At 59.9% G+C, this 22,437-nt stretch carries 19 protein-coding genes and 1 tRNA gene; 8 read left to right on the plus strand and 12 right to left on the minus strand.

Annotated features, from left to right (window positions below):
* Window positions 1–253: 253 nt before the first annotated feature.
* The 10 genes from glgC to hinT all read right to left on the minus strand — a co-directional run bounded on the left by glgC (window position 254) and on the right by hinT (window position 9,980).
* On the minus strand, window positions 254–1,570 hold the full coding sequence (glgC, locus tag G5229_RS01655; RefSeq protein ID WP_216954048.1) for a glucose-1-phosphate adenylyltransferase: 1,317 nt from the start codon (window positions 1,568–1,570) through the stop codon (window positions 254–256).
* A 289-nt stretch (window positions 1,571–1,859) separates the two neighbouring features.
* Window positions 1,860–2,777, minus strand: coding sequence for a protein translocase subunit SecF (gene secF, locus G5229_RS01660; protein ID WP_257690224.1), 918 nt, complete (start codon window positions 2,775–2,777; stop codon window positions 1,860–1,862).
* Window positions 2,778–2,927: 150 nt separating this feature from the next.
* Window positions 2,928–4,730, minus strand: a complete 1,803-nt coding sequence (secD, locus tag G5229_RS01665) for a protein translocase subunit SecD (protein WP_421208182.1) — start codon at window positions 4,728–4,730, stop codon at window positions 2,928–2,930.
* 158 nt (window positions 4,731–4,888) lie between these two features.
* Complete coding sequence (locus G5229_RS01670) at window positions 4,889–5,323, minus strand: hypothetical protein (protein ID WP_005334044.1); 435 nt, start codon at window positions 5,321–5,323, stop codon at window positions 4,889–4,891.
* 96 nt (window positions 5,324–5,419) lie between these two features.
* On the minus strand, window positions 5,420–6,277 hold the full coding sequence (locus G5229_RS01675; RefSeq protein WP_005361577.1) for a DUF6279 family lipoprotein: 858 nt from the start codon (window positions 6,275–6,277) through the stop codon (window positions 5,420–5,422).
* Window positions 6,278–6,280: 3 nt separating this feature from the next.
* Complete coding sequence (locus G5229_RS01680) at window positions 6,281–7,105, minus strand: phosphotransferase (protein ID WP_421204680.1); 825 nt, start codon at window positions 7,103–7,105, stop codon at window positions 6,281–6,283.
* Between the two features lie 10 nt (window positions 7,106–7,115).
* On the minus strand, window positions 7,116–7,712 hold the full coding sequence (gene lpoB / locus G5229_RS01685; protein WP_005334041.1) for a penicillin-binding protein activator LpoB: 597 nt from the start codon (window positions 7,710–7,712) through the stop codon (window positions 7,116–7,118).
* On the minus strand, window positions 7,712–8,110 hold the full coding sequence (locus G5229_RS01690) for a YcfL family protein (protein WP_231719680.1): 399 nt from the start codon (window positions 8,108–8,110) through the stop codon (window positions 7,712–7,714). Before G5229_RS01690 ends, lpoB begins: the two co-directional genes overlap by 1 nt.
* A gap of 83 nt (window positions 8,111–8,193) precedes the next feature.
* The gene (locus G5229_RS01695) at window positions 8,194–9,630 is read right to left on the minus strand and encodes a COG3014 family protein (RefSeq protein ID WP_421208184.1); all 1,437 of its coding nucleotides are present in this window, start codon (window positions 9,628–9,630) and stop codon (window positions 8,194–8,196) included.
* Window positions 9,630–9,980, minus strand: a complete 351-nt coding sequence (hinT, locus tag G5229_RS01700; RefSeq protein WP_167558071.1) for a purine nucleoside phosphoramidase — start codon at window positions 9,978–9,980, stop codon at window positions 9,630–9,632. The genes G5229_RS01695 and hinT overlap by 1 nt, the downstream gene beginning before the upstream one ends.
* Before the next feature lie 249 nt (window positions 9,981–10,229).
* Here hinT and G5229_RS01705 point away from each other — a divergent pair, with 249 nt between their 5' ends.
* Window positions 10,230–12,242 (plus strand): methyl-accepting chemotaxis protein, encoded by a 2,013-nt coding sequence (locus tag G5229_RS01705; protein ID WP_421204682.1) that lies wholly within the window; start codon window positions 10,230–10,232, stop codon window positions 12,240–12,242.
* Window positions 12,243–12,313: 71 nt separating this feature from the next.
* Here G5229_RS01705 and G5229_RS01710 read toward each other — a convergent pair whose 3' ends face one another.
* The gene (locus G5229_RS01710) at window positions 12,314–13,189 is read right to left on the minus strand and encodes a 6-carboxytetrahydropterin synthase (protein ID WP_421208186.1); all 876 of its coding nucleotides are present in this window, start codon (window positions 13,187–13,189) and stop codon (window positions 12,314–12,316) included.
* An 80-nt stretch (window positions 13,190–13,269) separates the two neighbouring features.
* Here G5229_RS01710 and G5229_RS01715 point away from each other — a divergent pair, with 80 nt between their 5' ends.
* The 5 genes from G5229_RS01715 to G5229_RS01735 all read left to right on the plus strand — a co-directional run bounded on the left by G5229_RS01715 (window position 13,270) and on the right by G5229_RS01735 (window position 18,638).
* Window positions 13,270–14,613: a dihydroorotase gene (locus G5229_RS01715; RefSeq protein WP_227340808.1), complete on the plus strand. Its 1,344-nt coding sequence runs from the start codon at window positions 13,270–13,272 to the stop codon at window positions 14,611–14,613.
* Between the two features lie 112 nt (window positions 14,614–14,725).
* A tRNA-Pro gene (locus G5229_RS01720) sits at window positions 14,726–14,802 on the plus strand.
* 180 nt (window positions 14,803–14,982) lie between these two features.
* Window positions 14,983–15,450 (plus strand): CC0125/CC1285 family lipoprotein, encoded by a 468-nt coding sequence (locus G5229_RS01725; protein WP_421208188.1) that lies wholly within the window; start codon window positions 14,983–14,985, stop codon window positions 15,448–15,450.
* 204 nt (window positions 15,451–15,654) lie between these two features.
* Window positions 15,655–16,914, plus strand: a complete 1,260-nt coding sequence (locus tag G5229_RS01730) for a dicarboxylate/amino acid:cation symporter (protein WP_005334018.1) — start codon at window positions 15,655–15,657, stop codon at window positions 16,912–16,914.
* A gap of 104 nt (window positions 16,915–17,018) precedes the next feature.
* On the plus strand, window positions 17,019–18,638 hold the full coding sequence (locus tag G5229_RS01735) for a methyl-accepting chemotaxis protein (protein ID WP_216979041.1): 1,620 nt from the start codon (window positions 17,019–17,021) through the stop codon (window positions 18,636–18,638).
* A gap of 67 nt (window positions 18,639–18,705) precedes the next feature.
* Here G5229_RS01735 and G5229_RS01740 read toward each other — a convergent pair whose 3' ends face one another.
* A complete protein-coding gene (locus tag G5229_RS01740; RefSeq protein ID WP_421208190.1) occupies window positions 18,706–19,308 on the minus strand; it encodes a DUF924 family protein in 603 nt (200 codons plus the stop codon).
* A gap of 251 nt (window positions 19,309–19,559) precedes the next feature.
* Between G5229_RS01740 and G5229_RS01745 the strand changes: the two genes are divergently transcribed.
* The gene (locus G5229_RS01745; RefSeq protein WP_421208192.1) at window positions 19,560–20,480 is read left to right on the plus strand and encodes a DUF808 domain-containing protein; all 921 of its coding nucleotides are present in this window, start codon (window positions 19,560–19,562) and stop codon (window positions 20,478–20,480) included.
* A 123-nt stretch (window positions 20,481–20,603) separates the two neighbouring features.
* Window positions 20,604–22,400 carry a M3 family oligoendopeptidase gene (locus G5229_RS01750; protein WP_421208194.1) on the plus strand — a complete coding sequence of 599 codons (1,797 nt, stop codon included), beginning with the start codon at window positions 20,604–20,606 and terminating at the stop codon, window positions 22,398–22,400.
* The last annotated feature ends 37 nt before the right edge of the window (window positions 22,401–22,437 follow it).

Below are 22,437 nucleotides of genomic sequence, written 5' to 3' on the forward strand. Positions count from 1 at the left end.
CATCACAATACCAAGTAAATGCCAACTTTCAAGTGTGAATATGGAATTTAATAGCCTTTTGGCAATATGAAAATACTGCTCATCGCCAAAGGTTTGGATTAACTGCCAAATTTGTCCATGAAAAGCTACTGATGTAATTATATATTTACAGCCTAAAAAGAGGAGGTCGAATGGCGGGGGGCAAGTGGCTATAAAAAACGGGAGCCTGCAAGGGCTCCCGTTTTTTGTCGCGATAACAGTGCTGGTCGGAGAGTTATGCCGGTACGGCCTGCTCTACAGCCTGCTTGCGCGCCGTTTTTGCCAGTGCATCCAGCATGGGCTTGGTGACCAGTACGATCCCCTGTTCGGATCGGTGGAAGCGGCGGGCATCTTCATCGGCGTTCTCACCGATCACCATCCCTTCCGGCAGCTTGCACCCCTTGTCGATCACTACCCGACGCAGCCGGCAGCCGGCACCGATCTCCACACCCGGGAAGATCACGGCTTGATCCAGAGTGCAGAAGGAGTCGACTCGTACATTGGTGAAGAGCACCGAGCTCAGGATGAAGGAGCCGCTGACGATGGTGCCGCCCGAAAACATCGAGTTGATGGTCATGCCGTGCTGACCGTTTCTGTCCTGCACGAACTTGGCGGGAGGGGTCATGTTCTGGCTGGTCCAGATGGGCCACTCCTGATCGTAGATATCCAGCTCCGGCGTGACGGAGGCGAGATCCATGTTGGCTTCCCAGAAGGAGTCCACGGTGCCCACGTCGCGCCAGTAGGGGCGGCGATCCGGACAGCAACCGACACAGGACATGCCAAACGGGTGAGCGAATGCAGTACCCTCTTTCACCACGCGGGGGATCACGTCCATGCCGAAATCGTGATGGGACTGTGCGTTGGCAATGTCCTCTTCCAGCAGTTGGTAGAGATATTCGGCATCAAAAATATAGACGCCCATGGAGGCCAGCGCGGTGTCGGCCTTGCCCGGCATGGCTGGCGGGTTGGCGGGCTTTTCGACGAAGGCGTTGATCTTGCGATCATCATCCACAGCCATTACCCCGAAGGCGCTTGCTTCACTGCGTGGCACCTCGATGCAGGCTACAGTCACCTTGGCACCCATATTGACGTGGTCGAGCAGCATGGCGGCGTAATCCATCTTGTAGATGTGATCGCCTGCCAGCACCACCACATATTTGGGGGCGTGATCGCGGATGATATCCAGATTCTGGTAGACCGCATCGGCGGTACCTCGATACCAGTTCACCTCATCCACTCGCTGCTGGGCAGGGAGCAGATCGATAAATTCGTTCATCTGGTAGCGCAGGAAAGACCAGCCGGACTGGAGATGGCGCAACAGGCTGTGGGATTTGTACTGGGTCACGACACCGACCCGACGGATGCCGGAGTTGATGCAGTTGGAGAGCACGAAATCGATAATGCGGAATTTGCCGCCGAAATGGACGGCAGGCTTGGCACGGTTGTCGGTTAACTGTTTGAGGCGACTACCCCGCCCTCCTGCGAGTACCAGAGCCATGGTCTCGTTCAGCAACTGTCTGGCTTTTGCTGTATTGGCAGGTTGTAACAACATCTCATATCCCTTTGTAGATAAATCACTACAATGTTGCCTCCTTTGAACCCTCAAGAAAGTGCTTTCAGTCACATTTCAGGGTTTTTGACGTAATAAAATGACCTTTTTGTTATTAAAAATGACGGATTGATCCGTCATTGCTTTCAATATGGTCAGTTGTCAATTGAGGCGACTTGGCCAGTAACAGGAGCGACGGGGATTGGCGGGGGAGGGTAGCAAAAGCCCCTGCCAATGGTTGGCAAGGGCATAGTTGGTAGAGGCTCGATTAGCCGACTCTGGATAGCAAGGGTCAGGCTGCGTTGGCCACTGGCTCCTCGCTCTTTTTCTGATAGGCCTGCGGGGTGAGGCCCAGCAGCTCCTGCACGGTCGAGGCAACGGTAATAGAGGAGACGGTGCCTACCAGGATCCCGGCAAACAGGGTGAAGGAGAAGCCGTAGAGAGCGTCACCGCCAAACAGCAGCAGCGCGCCCACGGTAAACAGGGTGGTGCCCGAGGTGATCATGGTGCGACTGAAGGTTGCCCTGATGGCCACATCGGAGCATTCGTGGATGCCCATCTGGGTACGCGAGCTCAGCAGATCCCGCAACCTGTCCGAGATGACGATGCTGTCGTTGAGGGAGTAGCCGATCACCGCCATCAGACCGGCGATGATGTTCAGATCGAATTCGATCTGAAAGAGTGACAGCAGCCCCAGCGCTACGATAGCGTCATGGACCACCGAGAGCAGGATGCCGATGGCCTGACGCCACTCGAAGCGAAACGCCAGATAGGCCGACATCGCCAGCGAAGCGACCAGCACGGCCAGCATACCCTGCTGGAACAGCTCGGCACCCACCTGAGGACCGACGATGGTGGTGCGCAGCAACTCGACCGGCATCCCCAACTGCTGGGTCAGCATGGTGGCGAGATCCGCCGCGGGCCACGGCAACTCATGGGGTGGCAGCTTGATCAGCCACTCGCCGGGAATACCGGCCGAGCTCAGCTCAACGGCTCCCGCCAGCGGGGAGACCAGCATGGCATTGAGCTCATGGGCCTCTTTCAGGGTCTGGATATGAAACTCCAGCAGGATCCCGCCGGTAAAATCGAGCCCCAGTGTCAGGCCGTTCACCAGCAAGATGGCGACGCTGGCCACGGTCAGCAGGATGGAAGCCCACAGGCCGATATAACGCCAACGGGTCAGCCCCATGGCAACGATCATTCTCAACATAATTCTCTCCTTGGCCAGCCAGCATCAGGCTGTTGGCCCATCACGACGTGTCGCGACACGCCGGGAAATAGTGTTCTGCTTTGGCCGCTCCGGCCATATCCATGGCCGATGGCGCAGCCAAAGCCGCTCATCAGAGGGATTGCTGTCCCGTTACACCTTCAGCGTGCGCTCGTTGCTGCGTCCCCACAGGGGATTGATGATGGCGCGCGTTCCCCAGATCCCGGTGATCATGCTGGAGAGCAGACCCAGAATGAGGGTGATGGAGAAGCCCTGCAGCGGCCCGGAGCCGATGGAGTAGAGCACCACGGCGCAGATGAGGGTGGTGATGTTGGCATCGAAAATGGTGTGGAAGGCCGAGCGATAGCCAAAGTCGATGGCGTTGGCCAATGAGCCCCCTTCTCGCAGACGGTCCCTGATCCGCTCGAAGATCAGCACATGGGTATCCACCGCCATGCCCACCGTCAGCACCAGACCGGCGATCCCCGGCAGGGTCAGCACGGCGCCCGGCAGCACTGCCAGCATGCCGACCTGCATCAACAGGTTGGCGACCAGCGCCGTGATGGCAACCCAGCCGAATTTGCGGTACCAGGCCATCATAAACAGCATCATGCCTGCCATGCCGAAGGCCAGCGCGGTGAAACCCGCCTCGATATTCTGCATCCCCAGCGTCGGGCCTATGCTGCGTTCTTCCAGGATCTTGAGAGGGGCGGTGAGGGCACCGGCGCGCAGCAGCATGGCCAGCTCTTGTGCTTCCGGCAGACTGCCAATGCCGGTGATGCGGAACTGGTTGCCAAGGGCGGTCTGGATGGTGGCGACGTTGATCACCTCGCTCTGGGCGCGCAGTTTGCCCTGGGCATTGGTCTTGTACTCGGTGAAGACGGTCGCCATCGGCTTGCCCACATGCAGGCGGCTGAACTGGTTCATCTTGCTGCCACCCAGGGTGTCAAGCACGATATTGACCTGGGGCTGGCCCATCTCGCCCATATTGGCGCGGGCATCGACGATGTGCTCGCCGGTGAGTACCGGCTTGCGCGCCATGCCGACGGCCTGACCGTTGCGATCGGCGATGTAGAAGTGGCTGTCGGCTTTGGCCTCGTAGAAGGCCAGCGAGGCGGTGGCCCCGATCACCTCTTTCGCCTGTTTGGGGTTATGTACCCCGGGCAGTTCGATACGGATACCATCCTGCCCCTGACGCACCACCGAGGCCTCGACGATGCCGAGCTCGTTGATCCGTTTTTTCAGGATCGACAGGTTCTGGGTCACGGCGTTGTTGACCAGCAGGGTACGCTCCGCCTCGCTCAGCACCAGTTTCAGATCATTGCCGGAGCGGGTCAGCTTCCACTGATCCTGACGGGTACCGGCACTCTCCTTGATGATGGCGAGCCAGCTCTCCTGTTCGGCCACCTCCGGCAGGGTGACGGCTACGGCGCCCTGTGCGCTGCGCGTGACGCTGGCGCCGCGCAGGTTGGCTTCACGGAAGCGGGTGCGCAGGTTATCCACCAGATTCTTGGTCTGATTGTCGATGACAAAGTCCACGTCCACCCCGATAAGCAGCTGGGAGCCGCCACGCAGGTCCAGTCCCAGCTTGATGGGATCGGCGCCGAGGCGGGTGATCCAGGTCGGCGCGTTGGAGTGAAACTCCAGGGTCAGGGCGGCACTGTCGACCCCTTGCTGCTCCAGCAACTGCTTTGCGCGCTGCTGCTCGCCCTGGCTGGCAAAGACCAGCTCGACCCGCTCAGGTTGCTCAATGACCTTGAGCGGGGTCAGGTGCTTGTCGCTCAGCAACATCTGTTGCTGGGGGGTCAGGCGCTGCTGTCCGTGCAGGCCGAGGGAGGGCTGCTCACCAAAAAAGGTGGGCAGGGAGTAAAAGGTAAAGGTCAACAGCATCAACAGCAGCAGTGCGTACTGCCACTTGCTCATGCGGTTGAGAACGGTGCGATTGCTCTTTCTCATGGCAAACAAGCCTCTGTCAGGAGAATGGTGCCCGGGCCGATAGCAACAAGGCTCGGCAAGGCGCAAAAAATGGGATGCATCAAATGCGGATCAGGCAGTTGCCGGATCCGTAAGGAAGAGGAGATGAGCAAACAGTGGATGTGCCAGCCCCTCCGGGGTCAGGCGCTCAGATAGCTCTGGGTGAAGCGGTATTGTAGATGTTGGCGCTGTAGATGGCGCCGGTGGATCGCGCCAAAGCGATCGCGAAAACTCTGTTTGTGATAGAGCTCGGGGGCCAGCATCAGCCAGCCAAGCAGCAACAGCAGGATGGCCTGGGCCGACCAGCTCTGGATCAGCTCGTAGACCACACTCTTGGGCTGGTTGTCACTGCGCAGGGATTGTTCGAGACGCAGCAGGTGATTCTGATGGCTGCCAACAAACTTGATGATGCCATCATCGCTGTCGCTAAGCTGATTGAACACCTGAGTCTGCTGCTGTTCACTCTGGGGAGATGCGGGTAGCAGCGGGCCTTCCATTCGGGCGATGGAACAAAGCAGGGTGAGGGCGATAACCAGAGTGACCAGCACCAGTTTTACTTTGTCGATAAGGCGCAAAAAGTTAATTCCCGATAAATAGAAAGGACAAACTACCACACGCGCCCGGTTTGAACAAGGTTGCCCCGGGCGCATGGCACCATTCGGTGCCGCTCGTCAGCTGCCGCTCATCTGCTTGAAGTCGCGGGCGTAGCCCTTGAGCAGGGAGTAGAGATGGGCCCGCTGGGAGATATCCAGCGACTGGCTCATGGCGCTCAGCCAGTTGACGGTACGCTGGCGCGACTGTTCGGTATAGCCGGTAAAGCGGCCATCCATCAGCCCATCCCCTTCGGCCAGCAGGTCAGTCAGCTCGCGGGTAAAGTCGGGACTCTGGCGCTGCTTCATCAGCCTGTCCAGCTCCTGGGTCCAGGACTCCTGAAACTCGAGCCAGGGGGGCATTAGCTCGTATTGCCATTCGGCCCACTGGGCCACCAGTGGCGCCTGTGCCGGTTTCACCTCACCAATCCAGAACTCGAGCCGCTTGTTCATCTTGTCGCGAAACTCCGCCAGCATCTGCTCTTTGGGCTCAGTGGCAAAGTCCTTTTGCCGTTCCTGTTGCCGCTTGACCCGATCGGTCATAAAGCGGGCCACCTGCTCGTCGGTCAGGGTGCGCGCCAGCCTGACGGCACGGGGGATAGTGTTTTCCAGCGTGCGGGTCAGGCTCTGCTGCACCGCATCTAGGTTGGTCGAGATCTGCTCCGGCGTCATGGGGCTGGCCACCGCCTTGGCCAGTGCATCGAGATCCCTGGCGTAGCGCGGCAGCTCGTGCTGGCGGTGCCAAGCCATCAGCCCCTTCACTTCGCGGCTGAGCAGATCCTTCTGCGAATAGGAGAGGGCAAAGTAGTCATCCAGCTGCCAGATGATGGCGGTATCGAGCCAGTAGTAGATCACCCGGGTGGAGCAGCCGGTCAGCAGCAGGCCGATCAGCAGCAGACCCCAGGTTTTCGGCTTGTGCCAGCGCACCTTGTTTATCATCTGTTACTCCAGTCGTTGCCGGTTGATGGCGATCAGGGTGTCATAGTCGAGTGAGGGCTGTTGCTCTGTCATCAGCAGGGCCCAGAGCAGGCCGATATAGTCGACCCAGGGTAAAAATGCCTCGCTCTGAAAATCGGGCCACTGGTGGCGCGGCAGGGCCTGCAGATAGTGCGCTTCCAGCTCGTCGCGCCGCTCGGCGGGCCACTCATGGGTGCGCTGGATGCTGGCGAGCTCAAAGCCGGGGTGACCTGCCGCGCCATACTCCCAGTCGATGACCCAGGGTTTGCTTCCCAACAAGTTAGCCGGATTGAGATCATGGTGGCAAGGGCGCCAGCAATCATTTGGCTCACTGCTGGCGAGCAAGCCCCGCTCCAGGGCGGGCAGCCAGGAGGGAATGTGGGCCAGTCGGGCGCGATAGCCCGCGGCGTGGGCTCGCACCGCCATCACCACCTCAGGCAGCGGCAGGCGATGGAGCTTGCGCAGCACCTCAGCCAGCAGACGGGGCTGATCGGCTTCCGGTGGTGCCGCGAGCACCCAGTTTGGCTCATCGCACCATTCGAGCAGCATCAGACCGCTGGCGGGATCGCCATAGTGGCAAGGCAGCGCCAGCCCTTCGGCCATCGCCCCCTGATAAAGCTGCCACTCGGTGGAGCGGTCGATGCCAAGGCGCAGCGGATCGGGGTGCCCTTGACGCAAAAAGTAACTGCGCCCCGAGGGGAGGCGCAGTCGATAGTTGCAGTTGGTCAGGCCTAACCCGAGTGGTTCCAACTGCCCCTCCCGCCAGGGGGCGGGCAGGCTGGCCAGTAGCGGATCACAGTTGCCTGTCACCAGGAGCCTGTTACCAGCCAAAGGTGGATTTCTTCGCCTGTTTGCGGATCTCTTTCTGATCGGCCCATAGCAGTTCGCCGTTTTGCAGGTCCATCAGGTTCATGGTCATCTGGTAGTAGACATCCTTCACCTTGCCATTGTCCTTGACGATGCTGGCGAGGTTGCCATAGACCATGTAGCGGGCACCAGTCTGCTTGCCAAGCCGCACCATGGAGGCAGGATCCACCATGCCGCTGCTCTGCTGGTATTCGAGCTGCTGCTTGACGGCGGCCACCTTGCTCATGTCGACGAAGCGGAACTTGCCGGCCCGCAGCAGCTTGGTGCGGATGGTGTCGGTGATGGCTTCGGTATCGATGTGCTCGGAGGTCTTGTTGCGGATAGAGTCCATAAACATCACCGGACGACCGCCTGCGGTGATCTCGCTGGTGGCAGGGGAGGCGAGCATGGAGTCCGCCATCTTGTCGGCGATGGCCTGCAGGTCGCTTGAGCCGTAATCGACGGTGACGGTTTCGGTTTCAGTGGGATCGCCATAGCTGACGGTAGTGCTGGAGCAGCCGCCCAAGAGCAATGCAGAGGTCAGGATCAGCAGGGCATGATTCATTTTCATCAGTAGGATTCCTCAATCACTTCGCGTACGTAAATCCGGTAACCTTGCGCCGCCGGGCTGGGCGCCAGGGCCGAGAGGGTGCGGGTCTGATAGCCATGCAGCTTGATGGGGGTCCAGCCGCGGCCATCGCTGGCGACCTCCTGACCGGCCTCATCATACCAATAGAAGATATATTGCAGCTTGTTATCGCTGCGCTGGGTGCTGGCAGCGGCCACATTGACCTGCAGCAGGCCATTTTGCTGGCGGCGGCTCAGCTCGGTCAGGGTGACGTTGACGTTTTGATGCTGCTCTGCCACTGGTGCACCGCCCGCCGGGCCATAGAGCGCCACGCCGGAGGTGTTGGTGGCGCAGCCGGTCAGCAGCAGCGCGAGCCCGAGGGCCAACCCGTATGCTTTCATCTTGCTCTCCTTAATCGGGGTGAGTGGGGCCGCGAGTGTGCCTGCCCGGTTAATTGTCTTGCTCATCTCTCTTCGCCGTCTGCTCAGAGCGGCATCACCCTGGTGGTCAGACCGGCGCCGAGGCGCTGTACCCAGACCAGGGTTATGCGGCCCTTGTGGATGGTGAGCGGCAATTGCCGCTGCGCTGCCCCCGCGCCCAGGGTGAGATTGATTTCACCTGCCGGCACCATCCCCTGCCAGCTCGATGCCTGCGCTGGCAGCGTCAGCCAACTGCGGGTATCGGCCCGCTCCGAGAGGGTGTTGAAGATCCCCACCAGAATATTGCCCACATCCCCTCCCTCTTTGGCGGCGGTGCGGCGCATCTGCTCCTTGGCCACCAGTCGCAGCGCCTGGCGGGTCAGCATGCCGGGCAGCCGCTCCTGCAGATCTTTGGCGGCCAGCGCTTCCAGCCTGACCAGCTCGCTGGTCTGCTCGACCCGCTTGCCGACTTCCACCGTCAGCGGGCCGGTGTCGCTGGCCCGATTATCGTAATAGGGGATGGCGACGGTAAAGGTGCGAAAATCGCCGCGGGAGGTGGAGATGGGGAGCGGCAGGAACAGTTCGCGCCGTGCCGGGATCAAACCATCTTCAAACAGCACCACCAGCTGGCCTTGATCTTTTGCAAGCGGCGGCGCTTTGCGGCCTATCTTTTTCTCGGTCTCGCGGATCTCGTCCGGTGAGCCACGCAGCCGCGCCAGACGCAGCAAGGCATCTTGCAGGCTGCGGTTGTCCGGCGCTATCTGGTAGCCGCGCTGATAGTCGACCCAGGCATCGTTGAGATCCCCGGCCGCCTCATAGAGCACGGCGGAAAAATAGAAGGTGTAGGCGTTCTGAAAACCGTTTTTGACCTTGCCGATCAACCGGTCGAGATCCGGTGCGCCGCGCGACATCAGCTGGCGCATCTCGCCTTCTGCTTCGACCTCTTCGCTCTCATCCTTCGCCTTGCGCACCTCATCGGCTCGCCGTTTCAGGGCCTGTTCCTGCACCTGATTGGCCCGACGCACCTCCACCAGGGCGCCATTGGCATCACCCCGTTGCAGATAGTTGAGTGCCAGATAGTGATGCAGCATGGTGCGTTCGTAATCGGGAGTACGATAGGCCATCGACTGATCGTTAGTGAGCAGACTGCCCACCTGATCCAGACCGTGGCTCAGCCGGTATTCGGCCTGATTGTCTTCCCACTGAAGGCGGCTGTCGGCGGCGGTGAACGCCTGCTTGCTGCCCGCATCCTGACCCGCCAGCCAGGCGATGCGCCCCTCTTCAAGGCGATCGAGGATAAAGGTGTCATCGCCGAGGGTGGAGTCGCGCACCTCGGGCAGCGCTTCGGCGGCATGGCCCAGCAGCAGCTGGTTGCGCAGCGGCACCATCTGATCGGAGTAGGAGACGAACATGTCTTGCCAGCGGGAGGCGCAGCCCCCCAGCAACAGCAGGGCGCCGCAGAGCAACAGGGCGCTGCGGCAGGTTGAGGCGTTGCGATTCATTACAGGCTGAGCAGCGGTCCCAACGGCTCGCCGCCGACCAGATGCATGTGGATGTGGTAGACCTCCTGCCCGCCGTGGCGGTTGCAGTTCATAATGAGGCGGTAGCCATCTTCGGCGATGCCCGCATCGCTTGCCAGCTTGCGGGCCACGGTGAACATCCGGCCAAGGGCCAGTTCATGTTCGGCTTCCACGTCATTGACGGTGGGGATCAGCACATTCGGGATGATCAGGATATGGGTCTTGGCCTTGGGCTGGATATCCCGGAATGCGGTGACCAGATCGTCTTGATAAAGGATGTCGGCAGGGATCTCTTTACGGATGATTTTGCTGAAAATGGTTTCTTGCGCCATGGCTAACTCCCTTATATGAAAAAGAAAATTGAACTTGCATCCCAAGCGGCTCCCGAAAGAAGGCGAGCAGCGCGTCAAGTGTGACACAAGCCGAGATTTGACACAGCTGATGTCCCATTCCCTTCAGTTATTGTTAAGAATACCGATAGCCAGAGGGACGTCATCTGCAGCGCCTGTTCAGGGGTCTGCAGGGTATCAAAAGGACGGGGTACTCAGGCAAGGGACTTTTGCATATACAGCGGGACAATAATGAAACAAACAATGTCGGATCTCTCCATCTTGCAGCGAGTCTACCTTGGCTTCGCGATCCTGGTGGCCGTGATGGTGGCCAGTTCACTACTCACATTTCGTAGTCAGAATACTCTGGGGGGAGCGCTGGAACAGGTGACCCGGCAGTCTATGCCGCTGGTGATTGCCAGCAGCCAGACCCAGATCACCCTGCTCAGTGCCAACAAGTGGCTGGGGGATGTGCTCACCGAGCAGGACCCCAAACAGCTGCCTGCCGAAGTGGCCGAACTGAAACAGGCCAAGGCCGCGGTGGGCAAGAGCCTCGATGCCTTGCGCCAGCAGGTCGCCCACCACCCCGAACTGCAAGGGGAGATGGGCACTCTGAGCCAGCAGGTCGACAGCTACCTGCAACTGACCGATACCCTGCCGGGCGAACACGAGGCGCTGCTCACCCGATTGCACAAGGTCAATCTGGCCAAGGGGCAGTTTCAGGTCAGCTTGCCCCAGTTCAAGAAGAGTCTGGGGGACATGATGATCACCATCGACGACAGCTTCATCAAGATGCTCTCCGAGACCCTGACCACCAAGCTCTCCGCTATCGAACTCTCCACCATGGATGCCCTCAATCAGAGCATTCCGGCCCCCATTGAAGCCGCGCTCAAGCGCAACAGGATGCAGATGGAGGGGTTCAACAGCACCATCAAGGATCTGCAGGGTGAGCTCAAGGATTTCGACAACAACATGGGTCACTACGTCCACGGTTTCGTGCGCGATACGACCGGTAATGAAGGTGTACTCGCCCAGTATCTGACGCTGATGCAACAGCAGGAGCAGATGCGGGAGAAGAGCAAGCAGGCGAGTGCGCTCATCGTGGCAATTCAGGATCGGCTTGAGCGGGTCACCTCTCAGAGCCAGCAACTGATGAACCAGAGCATTCAGCATGCCAAAGCCGCACAGAGCCAGAGCACCCTGACTCAGGGAGCCAGCATCGTAGTCGCCATCCTGATTGCCATGCTGGTGGCTTATACCCTGGGCAAGGCCATTCGCCGTCCGCTCAGGGAGTTGCTGCTGGTGCTGACCGAAGTAACCCAGGGTGACATGACTCAGCGCATCGGTTTTCAGAGCAAGAATGAATTTGGTCAGCTGGGCAGCCAGATCAACCTGCTGATCGCCCAGATGGGGGAGGTACTGGCGCAGCTTTCACAAGCATCGGCCCAGCTTAACGATGCCGCCCACGGCAACCGTCGCACCACCGAATCGGTGCGGGCGGATCTGGAGAAACAGCGGCAGGAGACCGCCTCGGTCGCCGCCGCAATGACCCAGATGGAGGCCTCGGTGCGGGAGGTGGCGCAGGCTGCCAACCAGACACTGGAGCGGGTGCAGGATGTGGAGAAGGCCTCCGAGATGGGACGCAAGGTGATGGCAGGCAATATCACCACCACTCATCAACTGGCGGGCAAACTGCAACAGACCGGCAAGGTGATTGGTGATGTGAGCGCCATGAGCAGCCAGATCGGCAATATCCTCGATGTCATTCGCGGCATCGCCGAGCAGACCAATCTGCTGGCCCTCAACGCCGCTATCGAAGCGGCGCGGGCCGGCGAGCAGGGGCGCGGATTTGCGGTGGTGGCGGATGAGGTGCGCAGTCTGGCGGGCCGCACCGCCCAGTCCACCAGCGAAATCCAGACCATGATCGAGAACCTGCAGCAGGGGGTAGCCAAGGCGGTGACCGTGATGCAGGAGTGCTCTCGCGAGATGGACAGTTGCGTGGATCAGAGCTCTCACGCCAACAACGCCATGGAGGAAGTGCAGGGGATTGTGGTGCTGATCAGCGACATGTCGAGCCAGATCGCCTCTGCCGCCGAGCAGCAGCAGGCCACCAGCGCCGATATCGCCACCAACCTCAACCGCATCTCCGATATCTCGGATCTCAACTATCAGGGGATTGAGCGGGTAGCCGAGACCAGCCAGCAGCTGGACTCCCTTGCCGAGCAGCAGGAGAGCCTGGTCAAGCGCTTCCGCCTGAGCGCCTGATGGTCGAGAGTTGAAACAACAAGGCCCCGCAGATGCGGGGCCTTCTCTTTATTGCGGCCGTGACAAGGGGATCAGGCGTAGGCAATGGCGCCCTTGCCGACCCCTTCATAGGCGACAATCTTGACGAACTTGTCGCCCACCATCTTCTTCACTTCGCGGGCGATGTAGCAGGCCAGCAGCTCGACTGTGGTGTCGGTGTCGATCATCTCTACCTCGGCGGTGGGGATGGCCAGCTGGAACAGCCCTTGCGGCGCCATATATTTGAAGCCGGTGTGATGCTCGCCAAGCTGGGCATTGGCGCGAGGGCTCAAAGCGAGCTCGGTCAGCGCCACCTTGTCCTCCTCGGTGCCGAGGTAGATATCGCCCCAGCGCTCGGCCCAGTTGAGCTCAAGCTCCTGGTCGCGCTCGCCATCGATGTGGATCTCGATGGGAGAGCGGTGGCCGTGGGCGATGCGCTGGCAGTTGCCATCGTGCTTTTTCAGGCCGTGGCTGTAGTGGTAGAAGGCACCGGTGATCGCCTCCTGACGCAGGGTCAGCGACAGATCCTTGATGTTGCCCGGCAGCCGTTTGGCCAGCACCGCCAGCAGGTAGCGGGTCACCGACTCTTTATCAACTTGCGGGGCAGGGATAAAGGCAAAGCCCTGGGATGGGCAGCGCAGATGGATGGAGCGACCCGGGCGCAGCAGATCCACTGTGCTTTCGTCACCATCCAGTGTCTCGACGTGGATCAGCGGGCACTCGGTCGGCACCAGCAGCTTGTGGTCCACCTCTTCATCGATGCTCGACTTGATCAGCTTCTTTACCCGGCCAAAGTCCAGCAGCATGCTCATTTCGTTGAGCTCACCGCTCATTTCGATATCTACCAGCCAGCTCTCGCCCACCATGCCGCGGCGTTCGCAGAGGTAGCTGGAGTCGATCACGGTCAAATCTCTTACAAATAACTTCATCAGTCAGGCCTTGCTACAGAGAAAGGGCAGTTTTGCGCTATTATGACCCGCGATTATCGGCAAAGGAACTGGAACCCCCCATGAACAAACTGCTTATCAAAAATGCCACCCTGGTCAACGAAGGCCGCATCTATGCCTCCGATGTGTTGATCGAGGGGGAACGGATTACCCGCATTGCCCCGGATATCGAGGCGCCCGATGCGCTGGTTATCGATGCGGCAGGTCGCCACCTCATCCCCGGAATGATCGATGATCAGGTCCACTTCCGGGAGCCGGGATTGACCCACAAGGGGACCATCGCCAGCGAATCCCGCGCCGCCGTCGCCGGTGGCACCACCAGTTTCATGGAAATGCCCAACGTCAATCCCCAGACCACCACCCTCGACGCCCTCGAAGCCAAATACCAGATCGCCGCCAACTCCTCCGTCGCCAACTACAGCTTCTATCTCGGCGCCACCAACGACAACCTTGCAGAGATCAAGCGTCTCGACCCCAAGCAGTCCTGCGGGGTCAAGGTGTTTATGGGCTCCTCGACCGGCAACATGCTGGTGGACAATCAGGAGACCCTGGCGGCCATCTTCCGCGAAAGTCCGGTGATGATCGTCACCCACTGCGAAGACACCCCGACCATCGCCAAGGCCGAAGAGGCGGCGCGAGCCAAGTGGGGCGAGAATGTGCCGATGGGCGAGCACGGCCGCATTCGCAGTGACGAGGCGTGCTACAAATCCTCCAGCATGGCGGTGGCGCTGGCGAAAAAATACGGTGCCAAGCTGCATGTGCTGCATCTGACCTCGGCCAAGGAGCTGTCGCTGTTTACCGCCAGCCACGACCTGAGCGAGCTGAAGGACAAGAACATCACCGCCGAGGTGTGCGTTCACCACCTCTTCTTCAATGAAGCCGATTACGAGACCCAGGGCAGCCTGATCAAGTGCAACCCTGCGGTGAAGAGTGCCGCCGACCAGCAGGCACTGCTGGATGCGGTACGCAACGACGTGCTCGACATCATCGCCACCGACCACGCGCCCCACACCTGGGAAGAGAAGCAGAACAGCTACTTCAAGGCGCCGTCCGGCGTACCGCTGGTGCAGCACTCTTTGCAGGCGCTGCTGGAGCTCTACCACAACGGCGTGTTTACCCTGGAGACTATCGTCAAGAAGACCTCCCACGCGGTAGCCGAGCGCTTCCAGGTGCAGGATCGCGGTTATATCCGCGAGGGCTACTTCGCCGATCTGGTGCTGTTGGATCTGGGCAAGCCCTATGTGGTCAACGACGACAACATCCTCTACCACTGTGGCTGGTCACCCTTCAACGGCTACCGCTTCCACAGCACGGTGGAGATGACGCTGGTGAATGGCCAGATCGCCTGGCAAAACGGGCAGGTGACTGACCAGATCCTGGGCAAGCGGCTGACCTTTAACCGCTGATTGTTCGCAAAGCAGGCGAACGCACCGTGGCCGAGGAATTGGCGGCGTTTCCCTGTTGACAGGGCGGGGTCATCTCCATAAACTCTGCCCCCGTCAGCCGAGCTGACTCCGTCGGTGTGTAGCGCAGCCAGGTAGCGCATCTGCATGGGGTGTAGAGGGTCGGAGGTTCGAATCCTCTCACACCGACCAAATTCCCCGGTAAAGGCCTTGTCAAACGACAAGGCCTTTTCTTTTGCCTGCGATTCGCCGCACAGGCGTGAAGCCTGTGGTGATGCACGCTGGTCGCTGCTGGCGTGAGCAGATTGTGCAGTCACCGCGCTTTATGGTGTAGTAACAACTCTGTTGCTCATTTGCCTGGCGAGGCCTCTCGTGTCTGCATCCGTATCTAAACCCTGTTGTCTGCTGATTCTCACCCTGCTGCTGGTGGGCTGCGCCACCCCTTACCAGAGTGAAAAGTCATTCTGGAACGGCCAGACCGGTTTTTCCCAGACCCGGCTTGGCCCGGACAAGTGGCAGCTGGAGTTTGTCGGCAACGATCTGGTGGACAGGGAGACCGCCCGCAAATATGTGCTCAAGCGGGCAGGGGAGCTGGCACTGGCAGAGGGTTACTCCTGGCTCAAGGTCGATGAGCTGACCATTAACCGCGATGCCGTCAGGGTGACCCCATCACGGCCGATCTTCGGCTTTGACGAGGATGAGCCGGATCTCTTTATGGCCCAGATGCAGGTGCAGCATACCATCTCGGCGCTGCTCACTTTTCGCCTGTTGCCACGGGCACTCGATGAGCGAACTCTGGATGCGAAATATCTCGCTGAAATCAAAATAAACAGTGATTAATATTGGTGGTTTGCAAGATCTATATCACATACACCTAATGGCAGGATAAAATTCTGGAGAAAGCCTCTAGATTTACCCCCTGCTTTTAGGCATTCTCCCAGCATACCAGCCGCCAGGAATCAACGGCTCGGATCACAAAAACGGACTGTTGTGGCTCCCATGCCACCGTTTACGGCTTGCACCAATCAAAACCGGGACTCCCCCATGAAAATGAATAAACTGACGGTCGCCATCCTCATCTCCATGATGTTTGGCATCCTCACCGGCCAGGGCTATCGGATGTTTGCCGCAGATCAGGCTGCGGATTTTGCCAATAACATCACGATCCTGACCGATATCTTCCTGCGACTGATCAAGATGATCATCGCTCCCCTGGTCTTCACCACCCTGGTGGTCGGTATCGCCAAGATGGGCGACACCCGCACCGTGGGGCGTATCGGTGCCAAGACCCTCGGCTGGTTTATGCTGGCCTCCCTGATGTCCCTGAGCCTGGGTCTGGTGATGGTGACCCTGATGCAGCCGGGTGTGGGGCTTTCGCTCTCCCTGCCCAATGACACCGCCAGCTCGGGCATTGCTGCCGGTGCCATTACCCTGAAAGATTTCGTGACCCACGCCATCCCCAAAAGCGTGGTAGAGGCAATGGCCACCAACGAGATCCTGCAGATCGTGGTCTTCTCACTCTTCTTCGGTCTGGCCGCCGCTGCGCTCGGCGATCTGGCCAAGCCGGTGGTGGTGCTGATGGCCAGCGCTGCCGAGATCATGCTGAAAGTGACCGGTTACGTGATGAACTTTGCGCCGTTCGCGGTATTTGGCGCCATCGCCGCCATGGTGGCCAAAGAGGGGCTGGGTATTCTGGTTACCTACGGCAGCTTTATGGCCCAGTTCTACATCGCGCTGGCCTGCCTCTGGCTGCTGCTGATCGCCATGGGCAGCGTCTTCCTGCGTGGTCGTGTCATCAAGCTGCTGGCGATGATCCGCGAACCCATCCTGCTCGCCTTCTCGACCGCCAGCTCTGAAGCCGCCTATCCGAAGACCCTGGATCGTCTGGAGAAGTTCGGTTGTGACAAGCGCATTGCCAGCTTCGTGCTGCCGATGGGTTACTCCTTCAACCTCGACGGCTCAATGATGTACTGCACCTTCGCGGTGATGTTCATTGCCCAAGCGTATGGAATCGAGCTCTCCATGGCCCAGCAGATCACCATGCTGCTGCTGCTGATGGTCACCTCCAAGGGGATGGCCGGGGTACCGCGCGCCTCTCTGGTGGTGATTGCCGCCACCCTGAACCAATTCCATATTCCGGAAGCGGGCATCCTGCTGCTGCTGGGGATCGATCACTTCCTCGACATGGGCCGCTCTGCCACCAACGTGCTGGGCAACGCCATCGCCGCCAGCGTGGTGGCCAAGACCGAAGACAGTCTGGGTGAAACCGTCGCGCTGGGCGAGAGTGAGCCAGCCAAAGCCTGATCACAACGCCATGAAAAATAAACAACAACGGCCCGCCAATGCGGGCCGTTGTTGTTTATGGCTCGTCTACACTGCTAGATAGTTTTCATCTGGAGTGTACGGTTATGAATATTGCTCGTCGACTGCAACTGATCGCGCTGCTGGTGATGCTGACGCTCATTTTTCTCAGTTGGTTCAGTATCAACCGCCTCGATTCGGCCAACCGGGATTTAGGCTATGTGACGGACAATACGGTGCCCAGTATTTCGCTGATTAAGGAAGTGCAGGCCGATTTCTATGAATTGCACTCGCTGGTGCAGACACATGTGCTCAATACCGACACCGGCAAGATGCAGCAGATCGAAACGGGTATCACCGAGATACAGGGACAGATCACTTCACTGCTCGACAAATACAAAGCTGAGATGCTCTCCAATGATGAAGATCGGCGCCTGACCGACGATGATCAACGTATTGTCGCGCAATATTATCAGGAGATAGACAAGGTTCTGCAGCTCTCCAGACAAAACAAGAACGATGAAGCGCGAGACATGCTGGCGGGAGAAGCCACCAGAGTGTTCCAGCAGTTTGCCAAGGCAATCGAGCTTCACGTCAACTTCAATATGGATTTGGGACTGGCGCTCAAGAAGCAGGGCCAGGAGAACTACGACAACAGCCTGCAAACCCTGCTGTTTATCGCCGGTGGCACCATTGTGCTGACGATGGGGCTGTTTGTCTGGTTGTTCAATCAGGTGGCCAATCCTCTTCGCACCGCCATGGATACCCTGACCCGGATCCAGCGCGACCTCAACTTTACCCTCAGAGCGGATGTGAAACAGCAGGATGAGATTGGTCTGACCCTCAATGCGGTCAACCGGTTGCTCGATACGCTGCAACAGACATTTACCGAATTTTCCGTCGGCAGCTTGCAGATCAAGAGCACTGCCGAATCCCTCTCTCAAGCGGCGCAGCACCTCGCCAGCTCGGCCAGTCAGGCCAATGATGCTACCAGTCTGATCGCCGCCGGTGTGGAAGAGATGACTGTCAGCATCACAGATATCTCCCAGCGTACCCAGGAGACGAGCCGTATCACCAATGAGTCAGGGCAGCTGGCTAGCGAAGGAAGCAGAACCATAGATCGTACCGTTCATGCCATCAACGAGATCGCCGACTCCATTCGGCAGGCCTCGGCCGAGGTCATTGCGCTGGGTGAGGGCATTTCGCGCATTGGCGGTGTGGTCAACGTGATCCGTGATGTGGCGGGGCAGACCAACTTGCTGGCCTTGAACGCGGCCATTGAGGCGGCGAGGGCCGGGGAGTCCGGCCGTGGCTTTGCGGTGGTGGCAGATGAAGTGCGCAAACTGGCTGAGCGCACAGCCCAATCCACTCAGGAGATATCTGCCACTGTAGAGGCGATCCAGCAGGAGTCGAACAATACGGTCTCCCGCATGCATCTGGTGGAGGAGAAGGTGAGCCAGGGGGTCAACATGGCGACCGAGAGTGGCGCCATTATTGCCGAGATCCGCAGTGCGTCGCACCGGGTGATGGAGCAGGTGGGCGAGATCACCAATGCCATCCGCGAGCAGAGTTCGGCCGCCGAGTCGATCGCTCATCAGGTAGAGCAGATTGCTCAGGTCGTGCAGCAAACCAGCAGCACAGCGGAAGAGACCTCAGCCGCCGCCGAGGAGCTCAATGTCACCACAGAGAGCATCCACCAGCAGATATCCCGTTATCGCATTCAGTAACGCCGAGAGTTGTTATCCATCTGCTATCCCCGCCAGCCAGCTGGCGGGGATTTTTTATATGACCTGCTTAGAAGCCTGAGCCCGGTTGCTGCAAAAATGCCGCCTCTTCCGGTGTGCTGGTGCGACCGAGTATGTCGTTGCGGTGGGGGAAGCGGCCAAAGCGTTCGATGATCACCTGATGGCGGCGGGCAAAGTCGGCAAATCCGGCAAAGGTCGCCTGCGCCGGTGTGCCAGCCTGCTCGGCAGCGAGTGCCTCGAACAGCGCCACACTTCTGGCCTGTTGTTCGCGGGATTCGGCATGCTCCAGCGGCAGATAGAAGAAGACCCGCTCCAGTGGCGAGAGGGATTTGTCAGCCCCGATGGACAGCCCTTTCAGGCAGAGATCCCGTGCCAGCGGATCCTGGGTAAAGGCCGCAGGCGTGCCGCGATGAATATTGCGCGGCAGCTGGTCGAGCAGCAGGATCAGCGCCAGCCGACCGCTGGAGAGATCGGCCCAGTGGGCGAGACTGCCCTTGGCTGCCGCCTCCGCCAGCTCGCCAAAGCGGCTGGCCAGCAGGGCATCCGTTTCGCTGCTTTTTCCCCACCAGAGGGGGGCTTGCCGTGTGGCCCGCAGAACGTCATCGGCTTCGTCGCCAAACCAGAAATCGAGCAGAGGTTGCCAGGGTTGCATGGGAACTCCTTGAGGTGATTCAGAGGGAACCAGGAACAAATGGCTCGGGGGTGCTGCCGAAACGGCGGCTTCTCGTTACACTGTGCCATCTTTTGCCCGAAAGACGTAACCCCCCGATGGTGAGCGCCGGATTCTTGGCTCGGCCGATGATGGCCTGCCATCGCCATGAGGTGGTCCTGTTGACCCTGGTGGTTATCGGGACGTACACCTCTCTCCTGGGGTTGTTCTCACTGATATAAGGAATCTCTGATATGGCTGGAACCAGTTTGTTGGCCCTGCTCGATGATATCGCCAGCGTGCTTGATGACGTGGCGCTGATGACCAAGATGGCGGCGAAGAAGACTGCCGGGGTGTTGGGTGATGATCTGGCCCTCAACGCGGAGCAGGTCTCCGGGGTGCGCGCCGAGCGGGAGTTGCCGGTGGTGTGGGCGGTGGCCAAGGGGTCATTTCGCAACAAGCTGATTCTGGTGCCCGCCGCCATCGCCATCAGTGCCCTGGTGCCCTGGCTTATCACGCCGCTCTTGATGCTGGGAGGCGCCTACCTCTGCTTTGAGGGGGCCGAGAAGCTGGCCCACAAGTTCCTGCCTCATGAAGTGAGCGAGGGTGAGGCACACACAGCTTCTATTCCCGATGATCTGGTGGCCTTCGAGCAGCAGAAGGTAAAAGGGGCGATCCGCACCGATTTTATTCTCTCTGCCGAGATCATCGTCATCGCCCTTGGCACGGTACAGGGAGCAAGCCTCGCGCTGCAGCTCTCGGTAGTGGCGGGCATCGCCCTGCTGATGACCATCGGGGTCTACGGGTTGGTGGGGCTGATCGTCAAGCTCGATGACATCGGTCTGCATCTGCTGCAAAAGCACGATGGTAGCGCCCTGCGCCGCGCGGTGGGGCAGGGACTGCTGGTGACGGCGCCCCGTCTGATGCACCTGCTGGCACTGGTCGGCACCATCGCCATGTTTATGGTGGGCGGCGGCATTCTGGTGCATGGCTGGCCCTTTGCCCATCACCTGATTGAAGGCGCAGCCGCTGTCGTTGCCACCCTGCCCACAGTAGGGGCCGTACTGGCGGCGGTGACGCCGACGCTGCTCAACTCCGTGGCCGGTGTGGTGGCGGGTCTGCTGCTGGTTGCCGTGATGACGCTGGTGAGCCGTCTTGCCCCAGCCAAGGGATAAGCGAGCTTGCGGGCCATTGTCTCTTTTTTCCTCTCTTCATTTTTTGGCCTTCGGGTTGCCCGGTGTCGGACTTGCTGCCCGCAGGTCTGTTGCGCCTCCCGATAAAGGCCTTTGCGAGAAGTTATGTATCAACAACAGTGGAATAACGACCATATCTACCCGGGCCTCGACAGCACCGAGCTGGAAGCGGACATGCGCGCAGCCCGCCACGCGCTGGAAGAGCTGGCCAGCTATATGGCGGGTCTGGACGGGGTGTGCGACGATGACGCTGCGCTGCTGAATTTTTTGCGGGAGGTGCGGCTGCGGACTCGGGACATTCACAACATTGGCTGGAACATGGCGATTCTGGCCGCGTGCCGCGGCAGCCAAGATGCGCGGGATCCGCAGGCCAAACAGCTGGCGTCACGTGCCCGTACCCTCATTGCCGATCTTTTCAAGACCCTGGCGCCGGTGGAAGATCTGATGCTGGCGTTGCCGGAAGAGGAGTTCGCCGCGCTGATGAGGGATCCGCTGCTCGGTGAAGAGGCGTACCGCCTGCGCCATGAGCGTCGCTTGCAGGATCAGCGCCTGCCGGTGGCGGCTGAGCAGCTGGTGATCGGCCTTGGCACCGATGGCCTTCATGCCTGGGGCAACCTCTACAATGATCTGGTGGGCAAGATCAGCTTGACCATTGATGGCCGCGAGATGGGGCTGGCCGAGGCGAGCAATCTGCTCTCCAGCCCGGTGCGGGCATTGCGCCTTGAGGCGTTTGATGCCATCAGTGCTGGCTGGGAAGGTGAGCAGGAGACGGTCGCCGCCATACTCAATGCCCTCAACGGCTGGCGGCTGGAGCTGGCCCGTCAGCGTGGCAACACCCGGTTGCTCGATGCGCTGGATTTCTCCTGCCACCAGAGCCATATCGAGCGTGCCACCCTCGATGCCCTGATGAGCGAAACCTGGCGAGCCCGTGGGTTGGGCCAGCGGGCGCTGGAGCTGATGGCCGAGCGCCTTGGTCTCGACGATCTGGGGCCGGAGGATCTCTTTGCGCCGCCGCCTGCTTCCAGCAGCCGCGACATTCCTTTTGATGAGGCGATCGAGTTGATTGCCGATGCCTTTAGCCGATTCGATCCCGAGATGGGGGCATTTGCCCGCATGATGGCCGAGAGGGGGTGGATTGATGCGGCGCCCACGCCAAATCGCCGCACCGGCGCTTACTGCACCAAGTTTGCCGAACCGGTCGAGCCACGGGTCTTTGTTACCTATGCTGGCACCATGGACAACGTCATTACCCTGGCCCATGAGCTGGGTCACGCCTGGCACAACTGGGTGATCCGCGATCTGCCGATGAGCCAGCGCCGTTACCCCATGACGCTGGCGGAGACCGCCTCTATTTTTGCCGAAACCCTGGTGCGTAGCGCCTTGTTTGAACAGGCGCAAAGCCCGGAAGAGCAGCTGGCCATTGCTTGGGCCGAAGCCGATGGAGCTGCCACCTTCCTGGTCAATATCCCGGCTCGCTTCGATTTCGAGCAGGCCTTGGTGGCCGAGCGGGCGCAGGGTTATGTGTCGGCAGAGCGGCTCAAGGCGTTGACCGACGAGGCGTGGGGACGCTGGTATGAGGGGAGCCTGACCCGCTATCACCCCATGTTCTGGGCGGCCAAGGCGCACTTCTCCATCGCGGGGCTGGGCTTTTACAACTATCCCTATCTGTTCGGTTATCTGTTCAGCCTCGGGGTCTATCAGCAGTTGATGAGCCGCAAGGCGGCGGGGGAAGAGGGCGTGGCCGAGGCGTATCGCGCCTTGCTGCGCGATACCGGCCGGATGAGCGCCGAAGATCTGGTAGCCAAGCATCTGGGGCAGGATATCCGTGAGGCCGCCTTCTGGCAGGGGAGTCTGGCACAAGTAGCGCAGGCGGTAGAACGCTTCGAGCAGTTGCCTGCCTGATTGGGTCAGCGGTGATATGAACAACAGGCCCCCGGAC

Origin of the sequence: Aeromonas sp. 602396 (assembly GCF_049173735.1) — a bacterium.
GTDB classification, from domain to species: Bacteria; Pseudomonadota; Gammaproteobacteria; order Enterobacterales; family Aeromonadaceae; genus Aeromonas; species Aeromonas veronii_A.